This window comes from Pseudomonas sp. GW821-FHT04D07 (genome assembly GCF_059420225.1).
Map to the genome: position 1 here is coordinate 68,666 of NZ_JBWKTH010000026.1, position 15,123 is coordinate 83,788.

The 15,123-nt window shown below is 61.0% G+C and carries 14 protein-coding genes; 11 read left to right on the top strand and 3 right to left on the bottom strand.

Annotation, left to right across the window (positions count from 1 at the left end; translation table 11 throughout):
• The first annotated feature begins 21 nt into the window (after nucleotides 1-21).
• The 3 genes from aat to infA all read left to right on the top strand — a co-directional run bounded on the left by aat (nucleotide 22) and on the right by infA (nucleotide 1,877).
• Nucleotides 22-702: a leucyl/phenylalanyl-tRNA--protein transferase gene (gene aat / locus AC07T0_RS24780; RefSeq protein WP_495003657.1), complete on the top strand. Its 681-nt coding sequence runs from the start codon at nucleotides 22-24 to the stop codon at nucleotides 700-702.
• Nucleotides 703-804: 102 nt separating this feature from the next.
• Entirely contained in the window at nucleotides 805-1,512 is a 708-nt protein-coding gene (locus tag AC07T0_RS24785; protein WP_495003658.1) for an arginyltransferase, read from the top strand.
• Between the two features lie 146 nt (nucleotides 1,513-1,658).
• Nucleotides 1,659-1,877, top strand: coding sequence for a translation initiation factor IF-1 (infA, locus tag AC07T0_RS24790; RefSeq protein ID WP_002553999.1), 219 nt, complete (start codon nucleotides 1,659-1,661; stop codon nucleotides 1,875-1,877).
• A gap of 237 nt (nucleotides 1,878-2,114) precedes the next feature.
• Here the strand turns inward: infA and clpA are convergent, their stop codons facing one another.
• Together clpA and clpS are read right to left on the bottom strand one after the other, a co-directional pair.
• Nucleotides 2,115-4,385, bottom strand: coding sequence for an ATP-dependent Clp protease ATP-binding subunit ClpA (gene clpA, locus AC07T0_RS24795; RefSeq protein ID WP_248800039.1), 2,271 nt, complete (start codon nucleotides 4,383-4,385; stop codon nucleotides 2,115-2,117).
• Nucleotides 4,386-4,413: 28 nt separating this feature from the next.
• Nucleotides 4,414-4,776 (bottom strand): ATP-dependent Clp protease adapter ClpS, encoded by a 363-nt coding sequence (gene clpS / locus AC07T0_RS24800; RefSeq protein WP_040069302.1) that lies wholly within the window; start codon nucleotides 4,774-4,776, stop codon nucleotides 4,414-4,416.
• A gap of 227 nt (nucleotides 4,777-5,003) precedes the next feature.
• Between clpS and cspD the strand changes: the two genes are divergently transcribed.
• Nucleotides 5,004-5,273 carry a cold shock domain-containing protein CspD gene (cspD, locus tag AC07T0_RS24805; RefSeq protein WP_495003659.1) on the top strand — a complete coding sequence of 90 codons (270 nt, stop codon included), beginning with the start codon at nucleotides 5,004-5,006 and terminating at the stop codon, nucleotides 5,271-5,273.
• 76 nt (nucleotides 5,274-5,349) lie between these two features.
• On the opposite strand, the gene icd is transcribed toward cspD, so the two are convergent.
• Nucleotides 5,350-6,606 carry an NADP-dependent isocitrate dehydrogenase gene (gene icd, locus AC07T0_RS24810; protein ID WP_495003660.1) on the bottom strand — a complete coding sequence of 419 codons (1,257 nt, stop codon included), beginning with the start codon at nucleotides 6,604-6,606 and terminating at the stop codon, nucleotides 5,350-5,352.
• 496 nt (nucleotides 6,607-7,102) lie between these two features.
• On the opposite strand from icd, the gene AC07T0_RS24815 reads away from it, so the two are divergent.
• The 7 genes from AC07T0_RS24815 (at nucleotide 7,103) to AC07T0_RS24845 (ending at nucleotide 14,944) form a co-directional block, all read left to right on the top strand.
• Nucleotides 7,103-9,328, top strand: a complete 2,226-nt coding sequence (locus AC07T0_RS24815) for an NADP-dependent isocitrate dehydrogenase (protein ID WP_495003661.1) — start codon at nucleotides 7,103-7,105, stop codon at nucleotides 9,326-9,328.
• Between the two features lie 203 nt (nucleotides 9,329-9,531).
• Nucleotides 9,532-9,978 (top strand): NUDIX hydrolase, encoded by a 447-nt coding sequence (locus AC07T0_RS24820; RefSeq protein ID WP_495003662.1) that lies wholly within the window; start codon nucleotides 9,532-9,534, stop codon nucleotides 9,976-9,978.
• A gap of 60 nt (nucleotides 9,979-10,038) precedes the next feature.
• Nucleotides 10,039-11,172: a tRNA 2-thiouridine(34) synthase MnmA gene (gene mnmA, locus AC07T0_RS24825; RefSeq protein ID WP_495003663.1), complete on the top strand. Its 1,134-nt coding sequence runs from the start codon at nucleotides 10,039-10,041 to the stop codon at nucleotides 11,170-11,172.
• Nucleotides 11,169-11,792, top strand: a complete 624-nt coding sequence (hflD, locus tag AC07T0_RS24830; RefSeq protein ID WP_495003664.1) for a high frequency lysogenization protein HflD — start codon at nucleotides 11,169-11,171, stop codon at nucleotides 11,790-11,792. The genes mnmA and hflD overlap by 4 nt, the downstream gene beginning before the upstream one ends.
• 112 nt (nucleotides 11,793-11,904) lie before the next feature.
• On the top strand, nucleotides 11,905-13,275 hold the full coding sequence (purB, locus tag AC07T0_RS24835) for an adenylosuccinate lyase (RefSeq protein ID WP_495003665.1): 1,371 nt from the start codon (nucleotides 11,905-11,907) through the stop codon (nucleotides 13,273-13,275).
• Nucleotides 13,276-13,359: 84 nt separating this feature from the next.
• On the top strand, nucleotides 13,360-14,526 hold the full coding sequence (locus AC07T0_RS24840; RefSeq protein ID WP_495003666.1) for a ribosomal protein uL16 3-hydroxylase: 1,167 nt from the start codon (nucleotides 13,360-13,362) through the stop codon (nucleotides 14,524-14,526).
• A complete protein-coding gene (locus AC07T0_RS24845) occupies nucleotides 14,519-14,944 on the top strand; it encodes a GNAT family N-acetyltransferase (RefSeq protein WP_495003667.1) in 426 nt (141 codons plus the stop codon). Before AC07T0_RS24840 ends, AC07T0_RS24845 begins: the two co-directional genes overlap by 8 nt.
• Nucleotides 14,945-15,123 lie beyond the last annotated feature (179 nt).

Here is a 15,123-nt window from a genome sequence, read left to right on the forward strand (position 1 = left end):
CTCTGCCCAAGCCTGAATCCCATGCTGACCTGGTTACAACGCAACTCTCTGAGCTTCCCGCCCCTGGCCAAGGCCATGCGCGAACCCAACGGTCTGCTGGCCGCCGGTGGCGACCTGTCCGCCGATCGGCTGGTCCAGGCCTACCGCCATGGCTGCTTCCCGTGGTTTTCCGAAGGCCAGCCGATCCTCTGGTGGTCGCCGGACCCGCGCACCGTGCTGTTTCCCGACGAACTGCATGTGTCCCGCAGCCTGAACAAACTGTTGCGCCAGCAACGCTACCAGGTCACCTTCGACCGCGATTTCGCCGCCGTGATCCGCGCCTGCGCCGCCCCACGGGACTATGCCGACGGCACGTGGATCACCGAAGCCATGCAAAACGCTTATCTGCAGCTGCACGAGCGCGGTTTCGCCCACTCGGTGGAGGTCTGGGACAATGAGCAACTGGTGGGCGGCCTCTACGGTCTGGCAATGGGCCAGCTGTTTTTCGGCGAATCCATGTTCAGCCGTGCCGACAACGCCTCGAAATTCGGTTTCGCCACCCTGGTCCGACACCTCAAGGCCGCGGGTTTCGTCCTGATCGACTGCCAGATGCCCACCGACCACCTGCACAGCCTCGGCGCCCGGGCCATTCCCCGCGACGACTTCGCCCGCTACCTGAGCGAACACCTGGACCAGCCCAACAGCGCGACCTGGGTGCCCTGACCCGTTACGATCAGGTAACCTTCACACAGCGCCTAGGCGACTTTTCCCAGGCTGGCTTACACTTGATTCAATGTAATTGAAAGCTTATTCCGAGGGTCGATCATGACCGAGCTGGCGCGCTTGAAGTTTTATGCCACTCAACCCCACTCTTGCAGTTATCTGCCCGAAGAGCAGGCCACCACGCTGTTCCTCGACCCTAGCCAGCCCATGGATGTGCATGTCTACGCAGACCTGTCGGAAATGGGCTTCCGTCGTAGCGGCGACCACCTGTACCGCCCCCACTGCCAGAACTGCAACGCCTGCGTGCCGGCGCGGATTCCCGTGGCGCAGTTCCAGCCCGATCGCCAGCAGAAACGCATTTTCAAACGCAACACCGAGCTCAAGGTCAAGGCCGTCAAGCCAGGATTCAGCGAGGAATACTTCGATCTGTACCAACGTTATATCGAACAACGCCACGCCGATGGCGACATGTTCCCACCCAGTCGCGACCAGTTTTCCACCTTTCTGGTACGTGACCTGCCGTTCTCGCGCTTCTATGAGTTCCGCCTGGAGGGACGCCTGCTGGCCGTGGCCGTCACCGACCTGCTGCCTAACGGTTTGTCGGCGGTCTACACCTTCTACGAGCCCGCTGAGGAGCGGCGCAGCCTGGGGCGCTACGCTATCCTCTGGCAGATCGGCGAAGCGCAGCGGCTGGGCCTGGAAGCGGTCTACCTCGGCTATTGGATCAAGAACTGCAAGAAGATGAACTACAAGACCCAATATCGGCCGATCGAACTGCTGATCAACCAGCGCTGGGTCACCCTCAGTTAAAGCGCCGGTCCCGGCGCAATCGAACTGTATTTCCCAGGCCAGTACTAACCCCTTGGCGTGAACCCCCTTTTTCGGGCACAATGCACGCCGCTTTTGCCTGGCGCAGTTGCACCGGGCCATTCACTGGACACCGAGGGCTTTACTGCATGTCGAAAGAAGACAGCTTCGAAATGGAAGGCACTGTCGTCGACACCCTGCCGAATACCATGTTTCGCGTGGAATTGGAAAATGGGCACGTCGTAACCGCGCATATCTCCGGAAAAATGCGCAAGAACTACATTCGTATTCTCACCGGTGACAAAGTGCGCGTCGAGCTGACGCCCTACGACTTGAGCAAAGGGCGCATCACTTACCGCGCCCGCTAAGCAAGTCGATACAAAAACGCCCGGCATCGCCGGGCGTTTTTGTTTGTGTGCACTTTAGGGACTGACGCCCCTCTTTTGTGGGAGCCGGCTTGCCGGCGATGGAACCCTTGAATCCTGCATTGATCTCAGGGACGCCGTCGCCGGCAAGCCGGCTCCCACAGAAGACGCGGTGTTTTCAAAATCACAGACACAACAAAGGCGCCAGAAGGCGCCTTTGTTGTGTTTGCAGGACCTACATCACGCCATTTCAGCCGTGGTTTCGAACTCGAAAGTCAGCTCGCCATCCTTGATGTCGATGTGCACCACACCGCCATGGTCGGACAACTCGCCGAACAGGATCTCTTCGGCCAATGGCCGCTTGATCTTGTCCTGGATCAGACGCGCCATTGGACGTGCGCCCATTGCCGCGTCGTAACCACTCTCCGCCAGCCAACTGCGTGCCGCATCGGTGACTTCCAGCTGCACGCGCTTGTCTTCCAGCTGCGCCTGAAGTTCGGTAAGGAACTTGTCCACCACGCTCTTGATGACCTCATGACTGAGGCGACCAAACTGGATAATGGTGTCCAAACGGTTGCGGAACTCCGGCGTGAAGCTCTTCTTGATCACTTCCATGGCATCGGAAGAGTGATCCTGGTGCGCGAAGCCGATCGACGCACGCGCCGCGGTCTCGGCACCGGCGTTGGTGGTCATGATCACGATCACGTTGCGGAAATCCGCCTTGCGCCCGTTGTTGTCGGTCAGGGTCCCGTGGTCCATTACCTGCAACAGCAGGTTGAAGACTTCCGGGTGAGCCTTCTCGATTTCATCGAGCAGCAGGACGCAATGCGGTTGCTTGGTGATGGCCTCGGTCAGCAGGCCGCCCTGGTCGAAACCGACATAGCCCGGAGGCGCACCGATCAGACGCGATACGGTGTGCCGCTCCATGTACTCGGACATGTCGAAGCGCACCAGCTCGATCCCCATCGCCTTGGCCAACTGCCGGGCCGCTTCGGTCTTGCCGACACCGGTGGGACCGGCGAACAGGAACGAACCGACCGGCTTGTCCGGCGACTTCAACCCGGCACGGGACAGCTTGATGGCGGTCGACAACGAGTCGATGGCCGCATCCTGGCCGAACACGGTGAGTTTCAGGTCGCGTTCCAGGTTACGCAGCAGTTCCTTGTCGGAGCTGGTGACGTGTTTTGGCGGAATCCGCGCGATCTTCGCCACGATGTCCTCGACCTGCGCGACCTCGATACGCTTGACCCGTTTCTCGATCGGTTGCAGGCGCTGATAGGCCCCCGCCTCGTCGATCACGTCGATGGCCTTGTCCGGCATGTGCCGGTCATTGATATAACGCGACGCCAGTTCGGCGGCGGCGCGCAAGGCCTCGTCGCTGTACTCGATGTTGTGGTGCTGCTCGAAACGCCCTTTCAGGCCGCGCAGGATGCCGATGGTGTCTTCCACCGAAGGCTCGGACACGTCGACCTTCTGGAAGCGCCGCGCCAGGGCCCGGTCCTTCTCGAAGATGCCGCGAAACTCCTGGAAGGTGGTCGAACCGATGCAGCGGATATCACCCGAGGAGAGCAACGGCTTGAGCAGGTTCGAGGCATCCATGACGCCACCGGAAGCGGCACCCGCACCAATGATGGTGTGGATTTCGTCGATGAACAGGATCGCCTGCGGACGTTTTTTCAGCTCGCCGAGCAGCGCCTTGAAGCGCTTCTCGAAATCGCCACGGTATTTGGTACCGGCCAGCAAGGCACCGAGGTCGAGGGAATAGACCACGCTGTTGGCCAGCAGGTCCGGCACCTGGTTGTCGACGATGCGCTTGGCCAGGCCTTCGGCGATGGCTGTCTTGCCCACGCCCGCCTCGCCCACCAGCAACGGGTTGTTCTTGCGCCGACGCGCGAGGATCTGCGCCACGCGCTCGACTTCCAGCTCACGCCCGACCAGCGGATCGATACGACCCTGGCGCGCCAGTTCGTTCAGATTGCTGGCGTAAGCGTCCAGTGGATTGCCTGAAGATGAAGACTCACCGCCCTCTTCGTCCTGCATGTCTTGCTCGCCTTCGGAGTGATCGCCGTGCCCGGGCACCTTGGAGATGCCATGGGCGATGTAGTTGACGACATCGATACGCGCCACGCTTTGTTGCTTGAGCAGGAAGACCGCCTGGCTTTCCTGCTCGCTGAAGATCGCGACCAGCACGTTGGCGCCCGTCACTTCACGCTTACCGGAACTCTGCACATGGAAAACGGCACGCTGCAGGACACGCTGGAAGCCCAGAGTCGGCTGGGTTTCGCGATCCTCGTCATGAACGGGGATCAGCGGCGTGGTGGAGTCGATGAACTCCTGCAGGTCGTGCTTGAGTTTATCGAGATTGGCGCCACAGGCACGCAGGACGGTGGCGGCAGCCTCATTGTCCAAAAGGGCCAGCAGCAGGTGCTCGACGGTCATGAATTCATGACGCTTCGAGCGAGCCTCCTTGAAGGCAAGATTGAGGGTGACTTCGAGTTCGCGGTTTAACATAGTTCACCTCATACCCAAGTGGTCGGCATTAACCGTCCTTCTCGATTTCACAGAGTAGCGGATGCTGGCTTTCCCTAGCGTACTGGTTGACCTGCATGGCCTTGGTCTCGGCGATGTCGCGGGTAAACACTCCACATACTGCCCGTCCTTCTGTGTGGACGGCCAGCATGACCTTGGTCGCCAGCTCGCGATTCAGGTTAAAAAACACCTCGAGCACTTCGACGACGAAATCCATCGGTGTGTAGTCATCGTTGAACAAAACCACCTTGTACATCGGCGGCGCCTGCAACGCGGGCTTGGATTCCTGTACTGCAATACCCGCGGAATCGTCGTCGTGGGAATCCGGGCGATCCTGATTGAATGTTAGTCGAATCTGGCTGATTGCATGCATGGAAAGAAAGGTTCGTCAGTTGAGCAATTGCAGTGATGGGGACGCGGTGGACAGATTTCAATACTGACCGCCAGGTCACCTTGACTATCGGCAAAACGGTGTTACAACCAATAGAGCCCACAGTGGGTAATAAAGGTCCATACCGTCAACCGTTTTTCTGGTTCACGCAGTGAAGGATGAACTGGATGATACTCCAGTGATGGGGTCGTTTGCAGAGGGATATGAGCATGCTGAGTGGTAAAGTCAAGTGGTTCAACAATGCCAAGGGCTACGGCTTCATCATTGAAGAAGGCAAAAGTGAAGACCTGTTCGCCCATTACTCGGCCATCCAGATGGATGGCTATAAAACCCTTAAGGCTGGCCAGGCAGTAAGCTTTGAGATCATCCAGGGCCCCAAGGGCTTGCATGCGGTCAACATCCGGCAGTTGGTGACTGCTGCCGCGCCTGCTGCCAAACCGCAGAACGTTGCAGCACAAGCCCCCACAGCCAGAGTCTGAAAGCCACACACGTCCAGATAACGAAACGCCCGACCCAATCACTTGGGCCGGGCGTTTTCGTTGACCGCCGGTCGAGTTACATGTGCTTGATCAGCGCATCGCCAAAGCCGGAAGACGACACCAGCGTCGCACCGTCCATCAGCCGCTCGAAATCGTAAGTCACGGTTTTCGCGCCGATGGCACCGTTGGTGCCCTTGATGATCAGGTCGGCCGCCTCGGTCCAGCCCATGTGCCGTAGCATCATTTCCGCGGAGAGGATCAGCGAACCGGGGTTGACCTGGTCCTTGCCGGCGTACTTGGGCGCCGTACCATGGGTCGCCTCGAACATCGCCACGGTGTCCGACAGGTTGGCCCCCGGCGCGATACCGATACCACCGACTTCGGCGGCCAGGGCGTCGGACAGGTAGTCACCGTTCAGGTTCAAAGTCGCGATCACATCGTACTCGGCCGGACGCAGCAGGATCTGCTGGAGCATGGCATCGGCGATGGCGTCCTTGACCACCACGTTGCGGCCGGTCTTCGGATTCTTGAACTGCATCCACGGACCGCCATCGAGCAGGGTCGCGCCGAACTCTTCGGCCGCCACTTCGTAGGCCCATTCCTTGAAGGCACCCTCGGTGAACTTCATGATGTTGCCTTTGTGCACGATGGTCAGCGACTTGCGATCGTTATCGACGACATATTGCAGGGCCTTGCGCACCAGGCGCTGAGTGCCCTCTTTCGACACCGGCTTGATGCCGATCCCGCAGTCCTGGTCGAAACGGATCTTGGTCACACCCATTTCTTCTTTCAGGAACTTGATGACCTTGATCGCTTCCGGCGAACCGGCTTTCCATTCGATGCCGGCATAGATGTCTTCGGAGTTCTCACGAAAGATGGTCATGTCGACATCGCCAGGTTTCTTCACCGGGCTGGGCACGCCTTCGAACCAACGTACCGGACGCAGGCAGACATACAGGTCGAGCTGCTGACGCAAGGCCACGTTCAGCGAGCGGATACCGCCACCCACCGGCGTGGTCAGCGGGCCCTTGATGGAGACCACGTAATCCTTGACCGCATCCAGGGTTTCCTGGGGCAGCCAGGTATCCTGGTCATAGACCTGGGTGGCTTTCTCGCCGGCAAAGACTTCCATCCAGGAGATCTTGCGCTTGCCGCCGTAGGCCTTGTGCACCGCCGCGTCGACGACCTTGATCATCACCGGGCTGATATCGACGCCAATACCATCGCCTTCGATGAAGGGGATGATCGGGTTGTCAGGAACATTGAGAGAATGGTCTGGATTGACGGTGATTTTGTCGCCGACGGCCGGAACCTGAATCTTCTTGTATCCCATGTTGAACTCCATCTATGGATTGAACATCTGGCTGCGTTCGAGCGTACCCCAGGTGCTTGCGCGTGGGAACCTCACACCCGACTCATCTGCCGCGAAAAACCTCGAATTCGCGGCCTACAAGCTTGAAAGCAAAGGTAAAAGCGCCAAAGTCGAGCACTTCTTGCGACACCTCGCCGCAGGGCGCCCTGCGACCTTTAGACCAATGGACGAGTGTAGTCGCTTATGAAGCATCGGCGTTTTGCCAGCAACCTATGTATAATCGCGCCGCTGACCATGGAGTCACGCCGGCTGACCTCTCTACAACGAGACTTTCCGCCCGAAAAAGCCGGGTTGTTATAGCAATCCGACCGCTTGACGCTCGACTGATGCACCCAACATCACCGCGCGCGAAGAAACCTCGACATTCGGCTCATGGATGACTTTTGAACGAACGCGCTTACCCGGCGCATCTCGAGTTTCTGCGCATGCTTTAGCAAAGAAGAGAGTTAATCCGAATATGCCCAACCGTTCGAAGATCATCTACACCTTCACCGACGAAGCCCCTGCCCTCGCCACTTATTCACTGTTGCCTATCGTAGAGGCCTTTACCGCTTCGGCTGATATCGCCGTGGAAACCCGCGATATCTCGCTGGCCGGACGCATTCTCGCAAGCTTCCCCGAACAACTGGGCGCCAAGGCCGTGCCGGATCACCTCGCCGAACTGGGCGAGCTGGCCATCACCCCTGAAGCCAACATCATCAAGCTGCCGAACATCAGCGCCTCGGTTCCACAACTGCAGGCCGCGATCAAGGAACTGCAAGCCCAGGGCTTCAACATCCCGGACTACCCGGAAACCGTCAGCAACGACGCCGAGAAAGACGCTCGCGTCCGTTACGACAAGATCAAGGGCAGCGCCGTGAACCCGGTCCTGCGCGAAGGCAACTCCGACCGCCGCGCGCCGTTGTCGGTCAAGAACTATGCACGCAAGCACCCGCACAAGATGGGCGCCTGGGCCGCCGACTCCAAGTCCCACGTCGCGCACATGAGCACCGGCGACTTCTACGGCAGCGAAAAAGCCGCGCTGATCGACACGGCCGGCAGCGTCAAGATCGAGCTGATCGCCCAGGACGGTACTGCCAGCGTCCTGAAAGAGAAAACCAGCGTACAAGCCGGTGAGATCCTCGATTGCGCCGTGCTGAGCAAGAACGCCCTGCGCAGCTTTATCGCCGCTGAAATCGAAGACGCCAAGAAACAAGGCGTGCTGCTGTCGGTTCACCTGAAAGCCACCATGATGAAGGTCTCCGACCCGATCATGTTCGGTCAGATCGTTGCCGAGTTCTACAAAGACGCACTGACCAAGCACGCCGCCGTGCTGGAGCAGATCGGCTTCAACCTGAACAACGGCATCGGCGATCTGTACGCCCGCATCAAGGCCCTGCCGGCCGAGCAGCAGGCGCAGATCGAAGCCGACATCCAGGCGGTCTACGCCGCCCGTCCGGCGTTGGCCATGGTCAACTCCGACAAAGGCATCACCAACCTGCACGTGCCGAGCGACGTCATTGTCGACGCCTCGATGCCAGCGATGATCCGTGACTCCGGCAAGATGTGGGGCACCGACGGCCAGCTGCACGACGCCAAGGCAGTGATCCCGGATCGCTGCTACGCCACCATCTATCAGGCGGTGATCGAAGACTGCAAGCAACACGGCGCCTTCGACCCAACCACCATGGGCAGCGTGCCGAACGTCGGCCTGATGGCGAAAAAAGCCGAAGAGTACGGCTCCCACGACAAGACCTTCCAGATCAAGGTCGACGGTGTGGTTCGGGTTTCCGACAACAGCGGTCGCACCCTGCTGGAACAAACCGTGGAAGCCGGCGACATCTTCCGCATGTGCCAAGCCAAGGACGCGCCGATCCAGGACTGGGTCAAGCTGGCCGTCAACCGCGCCCGCGCCAGCAACACTCCGGCAATCTTCTGGCTCGACCCAATGCGCGCCCATGACGGCGTGGTGATCGAAAAGGTCCAGACCTACCTCAAGGACCACGACACCACCGGCCTGGACATCCAGATCATGTCGCCGGTCGATGCCATGAAACTCACCCTGGCCCGCACCCGTGCCGGCAAGGACACCATCTCGGTCACCGGTAACGTGCTGCGCGACTACCTGACCGACCTGTTCCCGATCATGGAACTGGGCACCAGCGCCAAGATGCTGTCGATCGTGCCGCTGATGAATGGCGGTGGTCTGTTCGAAACCGGCGCCGGCGGTTCGGCACCGAAACACGTGCAGCAACTGGTGGAAGAGAACTTCCTGCGCTGGGATTCCCTGGGTGAGTTCCTGGCCCTGGCCGCTTCCCTTGAGCACCTGGGCGTGACCTACAACAACCCGAAAGCCCTGGTGCTGTCGAAGACCCTGGACCAGGCCACTGGCCAGTTCCTCGACAACAACAAGTCGCCATCGCGTAAAGTCGGCAACATCGACAACCGCGGCAGCCACTTCTACCTGGCGCTGTACTGGGCCCAGGCCTTGGCCGCCCAGAGCGAAGACACTGCGTTGCAAGGCCAGTTCACCCAACTGGCCAAGACCCTGGCCGAGAACGAGGCGACTATCGTTGCCGAACTCAACGCCGTACAGGGCAAGCCAGTGGACATCGGCGGTTACTACCACGCCGATGCCGAGCTGATCAGCAAGGCCATGCGTCCGAGCACGACCTTCAACGCGGCGATTGCTGCGCTGGTGTAAGCGTTCTGGAAACACCACAAACCCCGGCCCAGTGCCGGGGTTTGTGTTTGTGGCCCAAGCATTCATCGCCCTGTGAATACAAATCCTGTGGGGCCGGCTTGCCGGCGATGAGGCCCCTGAGCCATGCATCGCCGGCAAGCCGGCTCCCACACGGGACCGCGTTCGCCCTATGATGCCCTCATGTTCAAAGAGAGCCCCACCCTATGGAATGGCAACCCCACATCACCGTCGCCACCGTCGTCGAAGACAATGGCCGTTTCCTGCTGGTCGAAGAACTGCAAGACGGACAGGTGGTCTTCAACCAGCCCGCCGGCCACCTGGACCCGCATGAAAGCCTCAGCGACGCCGCCCTCCGCGAAACCCTCGAGGAAACCGGCTGGGACGTCGAACTGACTGGCGTCATCGGTATCTATCTCTATACCGCCCCGAGCAACGGCGTAACCTACCAGCGCGTCTGTTTTGCCGGCAAACCGCTCAAACACCACCCCGAATATCAACTGGACCACGGCATCATCGGCCCGCGCTGGCTGACCCGCGACGAATTGCTGGCCCTGCGCCCGCAATGGCGCAGCGAGCTGATCATCCGTTGCCTGGACGATTATCTGGCCGGTCCCCCGCACAGTCTCGAGCTGATCCGCCCTTCTCTTTAGCCTTGCGGGCCCGGGCCTGTTAGAATCGCGTCCTTTTTCGAAGACACTCATTGAATCCCTATGCGTGATCCAGCTGCCACCGCCCCAGAAAACCTGCGCGTCATCGTCGGCATGTCCGGCGGCGTAGACTCTTCCGTTTCCGCTGTCCTGCTGATGGAGCAGGGTTATCAGGTGGAAGGCTTGTTCATGAAGAACTGGGAAGAAGACGACGGAACGGAGTACTGCACCGCCATGGACGACCTGGCGGACGCCCAGGCCGTGTGCGACAAGATCGGCATCAAGCTGCACACCGCCAACTTCGCCGCCGAATACTGGGACAACGTGTTCGAACACTTCCTGGCCGAATACAAGGCCGGACGCACGCCGAACCCGGACATCCTCTGCAACCGCGAAATCAAGTTCAAGGCGTTCCTCGACTACGCCCTGATGCTCGGTGCCGACCTGATCGCCACCGGCCACTACGTGCGTCGCCGCGACATCGACGGTCGCACCGAACTGCTCAAGGGTCTGGACCCGAACAAGGACCAGAGCTACTTCCTCCACGCCGTCGGCGGCGAGCAGATCGCCAAGACCCTGTTCCCGGTCGGCGAGCTGGAAAAGCCCGCAGTGCGTGCGATCGCCGAGAAACACGAGCTGGCCACGGCGAAGAAGAAGGACTCCACCGGCATCTGTTTTATCGGTGAACGGCGCTTCAGCGATTTCCTCAAACAGTACCTGCCGGCCCAACCGGGCGAGATCAAGACCACCGAAGGCGAAGTCATCGGCCGTCACCACGGCCTGATGTACCACACCATCGGCCAGCGCCAGGGCCTCGGCATCGGCGGCCTGAAGGACGCCAGCGACGAGCCGTGGTACGTGCTGCTCAAGGACCTGGAGCACAACGAACTGATCGTCGGCCAGGGCAACGAGCACCCATGGCTGTTTTCCCGCGCCCTGCTCGCCTCGGAGATCTACTGGGTCAACCCGGTGGACTTGAGCGCGCCACGCAAACTGACGGCCAAGGTGCGCTATCGCCAAAGCGACCAGTCCTGCACCCTGGAACAGACCGCAAACGGCTATCGCGCCGTGTTCGACGAACCGCAGCGCGCGGTGACCCCGGGTCAATCGGTGGTGTTCTACGACGGCGAGATCTGCCTCGGTGGCGGCGTGATCGAAGTCGCCGAGCCCTGGACCTTCAAGGAACAGCGTCCATGAGCCCGACCCAGGAGCAACTGACGGCGTTGGGCGGCGTATTTCTCGCCGCGGTGCTGGTGGACAAGATCGCCAAGAGCGGCCAATCCAGCGAAGCCGGCCTGAGCTGCATGCTCGGCAGCCTGCTGGTGCGCGACCCCAAGGACACCCTGGAAGTCTACGGCGGCGACGACCTCCAGCTGCGTGAAGGCTACCGCGCGCTGATCGGCGCCCTCGAGCGCGATCCCAGCGCCCTGCAACGCGAACCGCTGCGCTATGCCCTGTCGATGCTCGGCCTCGAGCGCCAACTGGCCAAGCGTGACGACCTGCTGGAGATCATCAGCAAGCGCCTGCCGCAGATCCAGTCCCAGGTCGAGCATTTCGGCCCGTCCCACGAAAACGTGGTGGCCGCCTGTGGCGCCCTGTACCAGGACACCCTGAGCACCCTGCGCCAGCGTATCCAGGTGCACGGCGACATGCGCAACCTGCAACAACCGAGCAACGCCTCGAAGATCCGCGCCCTGCTGCTGGCCGGTATCCGCTCGGCGCGCCTGTGGCGACAACTGGGCGGCCATCGCTGGCAACTGGTGGTCAGCCGGCGCAAGCTGCTCAAGGAACTGTACCCGCTGATGCACAGCGCCTAGGCGCTGTTATCCGCGAAAAGCGCAAGACGCCGGTCGGTTGGCAACAGACCGGTGGTTATTTTCATGTATGATACGCGCCCCATTTCGTTGCCCGACTGTCCGAGAACACCCCATGCAGCTTTCTTCGCTCACTGCGGTTTCCCCTGTTGACGGCCGCTACGCCGGCAAAACCCAGGCCCTGCGCCCTATTTTCAGTGAATACGGGCTGATCCGTGCGCGCGTGCTGGTGGAAGTGCGCTGGCTCCAGCGCCTGGCCGCCCACGCCGAGATCGGCGAAGTTCCGGCTTTTTCCGCCGAAGCCAACGCGGTCCTGAACACCCTCGCCGAGAACTTCTCCCTGGAACACGCCGAGCGTGTGAAGGAGATCGAGCGCACCACCAACCACGACGTCAAAGCCATCGAGTACCTGCTCAAGGAACAGGCCGCCAAGCTGCCTGAACTGGCCAACGTCAGCGAATTCATCCACTTCGCCTGCACCAGCGAGGACATCAACAACCTGTCCCACGCCCTGATGCTGCGCGAAGGCCGTGACGACGTGCTGCTGCCGCTGATGCGCCAGATCGCCGAAGCCATCCGCGAACTGGCCCAGCGCTTCGCCGCCGTGCCGATGCTCTCGCGCACCCACGGCCAGCCGGCCTCGCCGACCACCCTGGGCAAGGAACTGGCGAACGTCGTCTACCGCCTGGAGCGCCAGATCGCCCAAGTCGCCGCCGTGCCACTGCTGGGCAAGATCAACGGTGCCGTGGGCAACTACAACGCGCACCTGTCGGCCTACCCGCAGATCGACTGGGAAGCCAACGCCCGCGCCTTCATCGAAGACGAACTGGGCCTGGGCTTCAACCCCTACACCACCCAGATCGAGCCGCACGACTACATCGCCGAACTGTTCGACGCGATCGCGCGCTTCAACACTATCCTGATCGACTTCGACCGCGATATCTGGGGCTACATCTCCCTGGGCTACTTCAAGCAGCGCACCATTGCCGGCGAAATCGGTTCCTCGACCATGCCGCACAAGGTCAACCCGATCGACTTCGAGAACTCCGAAGGCAACCTGGGCATCGCCAACGCGCTGTTCCAGCACCTGGCCAGCAAACTGCCGATCTCCCGCTGGCAGCGTGACCTGACCGACTCCACCGTGCTGCGCAACCTCGGCGTCGGCTTCGCCCACAGCATCATTGCTTACGAAGCCAGCCTCAAGGGCATCAGCAAGCTGGAGCTCAACGAGCAGAAAATCGCCGCCGACCTGAACGCCTGCTGGGAAGTCCTGGCCGAGCCGATCCAGACCGTCATGCGTCGCTACAACATCGAAAACCCGTACGAAAAACTGAAAGAACTGACCCGCGGCAAGGGCATCAGCCCGGAAGCGCTGCAGACTTTCATCGACGGTCTCGAGATGCCCGCGGACGCCAAGGCCGAGCTGAAAAAGCTCACCCCGGCCAACTACATCGGCAACGCCGTGGCCCAGGCCCAGCGTATCTGATCGCACCGTACCCGCTCTGAACGCCCGGCTGAGCCGGGCGTTTTTATTCCAGTCTTAAAAATACGTTTTTTCAATAGGTTACACATGAATCCTGATACTCCTCTGCAACTTCTGGGCGGCATCACCGCCCGGGAATTTCTGCGTGACTACTGGCAGAAAAAACCGCTGCTGATCCGTCAGGCCATTCCGGATTTCGAAAGCCCGATCGACGCCGATGAACTCGCCGGCCTGGCCCTGGAAGAAGAAGTCGAATCGCGCCTGATCATCGAGCACGGCGAGCGCCCCTGGGAACTGCGCCGTGGCCCGTTCGCCGAAGACGCCTTCAGCCAACTGCCGGAACGCGAGTGGACCCTGCTGGTGCAGGCCGTGGACCAGTTCGTCCCGGAAGTCGCCGAGCTGCTGGAGCACTTCCGCTTCCTGCCGAGCTGGCGCATCGACGACGTGATGATCAGCTTTGCCGCACCCGGCGGCAGCGTCGGTCCGCACTTCGACAACTACGATGTGTTCCTGCTCCAGGGCCACGGCAAGCGCAACTGGAAAATCGGCCAGATGTGCGATTCCACCAGCCCGCTGCTGGAACACGCCGACCTGCGCATCCTCGCCGGCTTCGAGGAAACCGCCGAGTGGACCCTGGAACCCGGCGACATGCTCTACCTGCCACCGCGCCTGGCCCATTGCGGCGTGGCCGTGGACGACTGCATGACCTATTCGGTAGGTTTCCGCGCACCGAGCGCCGCTGAAGTACTGACCCACTTCACCGACTTCCTCGCCCAGTTCCTGCCGGACGAAGAACGCTACACCGACGCCGACGCGCAGCCGGTGGCCGATCCGCACCAGATCCAGCACGACGCCCTCGACCGCCTGAAAAGCTTGCTGGCCGAGCACATGAGCGACGAGCGCCTGTTGCTGACCTGGTTCGGCCAGTTCATGACCGAGCCACGTTATCCGGAGCTGGTGGTGGGCCCGGAACTCGAAGAAGAAGACCTGCTTGATGGCCTGCAACAGGGCGCGGTGCTGATCCGCAACCCGAGCGCACGCATGGCCTGGTCCGAAGTCGACGACGACCTGCTACTGTTCGCCAGCGGACAGAGCCGCCTGCTGCCGGGCAAGCTGCGCGAGCTGTTGAAAATGATCTGTGCGGCCGATGCGCTGCACGAGGATAATCTGGCGCCATGGTTGGCCGATGAAGATGGCCGTAGCCTGCTGTGTCAGCTGGTCAAACAAGGAAGCCTGGGATTTGCCGATGAATAGAATTCACGTACGTGTCGCGGACTGGCAAAAGGATAACGCCGAGATTCGGCGCATTCGTGAGTCGGTGTTCATCGCCGAGCAGTCGGTTCCACCGGAACTGGAGTGGGACGCCGATGACAGCGGTGCCGCGCATTTCCTGGCCTTCGAGGGAGACTTCCCGATTGGTACCGCCCGGCTGCTGCCGGACGGTCATATCGGCCGGGTGTCGGTGCTCAAGGACTGGCGCGGGCTGAAGGTCGGTGACGCGCTGATGCAGGCGGTGATCGGCGAGGCCGAGAAACGCGGCCTCAAGCAACAAATGCTCAGTGCCCAGGTCCAGGCGACCCGGTTCTATGAGCGTCTGGGGTTCAGCATTGTCAGCGAGGAGTTTCTCGAAGCCGGGATTCCCCACGTCGATATGGTGCGCAACTCGGTTTAAAAGCCGGCGCTGCTGCGCAGCCATTCGCGGGCAAGCTCCGCTCCCACAGGATTGAGGGCAACCACAGATTTTGTGTGTGGCGCAAAACCCGTGGGAGCGGAGCTTGCCCGCGAAGGCGTCAGCAGACACACTCCAAAAACGCCCCGCCATCCCCCGATGCCGGGGCGTTTTGCCGTCCG

Excerpts from the sequence above, each read along its gene's own strand:
- clpS (WP_040069302.1), bottom strand. The coding sequence starts at position 4,776 with ATGCATGCAATCAGCCAGATTCGACTAACATTCAATCAGGATCGCCCG.
- icd (WP_495003660.1), bottom strand. The coding sequence starts at position 6,606 with ATGGGATACAAGAAGATTCAGGTTCCGGCCGTCGGCGACAAAATCACC.
- cspD (WP_495003659.1), top strand. The coding sequence starts at position 5,004 with ATGCTGAGTGGTAAAGTCAAGTGGTTCAACAATGCCAAGGGCTACGGC.
- AC07T0_RS24845 (WP_495003667.1), top strand. The coding sequence starts at position 14,519 with ATGAATAGAATTCACGTACGTGTCGCGGACTGGCAAAAGGATAACGCC.
- aat (WP_495003657.1), top strand. The coding sequence starts at position 22 with ATGCTGACCTGGTTACAACGCAACTCTCTGAGCTTCCCGCCCCTGGCC.
- AC07T0_RS24820 (WP_495003662.1), top strand. The coding sequence starts at position 9,532 with ATGGAATGGCAACCCCACATCACCGTCGCCACCGTCGTCGAAGACAAT.
- infA (WP_002553999.1), top strand. The coding sequence starts at position 1,659 with ATGTCGAAAGAAGACAGCTTCGAAATGGAAGGCACTGTCGTCGACACC.
- hflD (WP_495003664.1), top strand. The coding sequence starts at position 11,169 with ATGAGCCCGACCCAGGAGCAACTGACGGCGTTGGGCGGCGTATTTCTC.
- AC07T0_RS24840 (WP_495003666.1), top strand. The coding sequence starts at position 13,360 with ATGAATCCTGATACTCCTCTGCAACTTCTGGGCGGCATCACCGCCCGG.
- purB (WP_495003665.1), top strand. The coding sequence starts at position 11,905 with ATGCAGCTTTCTTCGCTCACTGCGGTTTCCCCTGTTGACGGCCGCTAC.
- AC07T0_RS24815 (WP_495003661.1), top strand. The coding sequence starts at position 7,103 with ATGCCCAACCGTTCGAAGATCATCTACACCTTCACCGACGAAGCCCCT.
- AC07T0_RS24785 (WP_495003658.1), top strand. The coding sequence starts at position 805 with ATGACCGAGCTGGCGCGCTTGAAGTTTTATGCCACTCAACCCCACTCT.
- clpA (WP_248800039.1), bottom strand. The coding sequence starts at position 4,385 with ATGTTAAACCGCGAACTCGAAGTCACCCTCAATCTTGCCTTCAAGGAG.
- mnmA (WP_495003663.1), top strand. The coding sequence starts at position 10,039 with ATGCGTGATCCAGCTGCCACCGCCCCAGAAAACCTGCGCGTCATCGTC.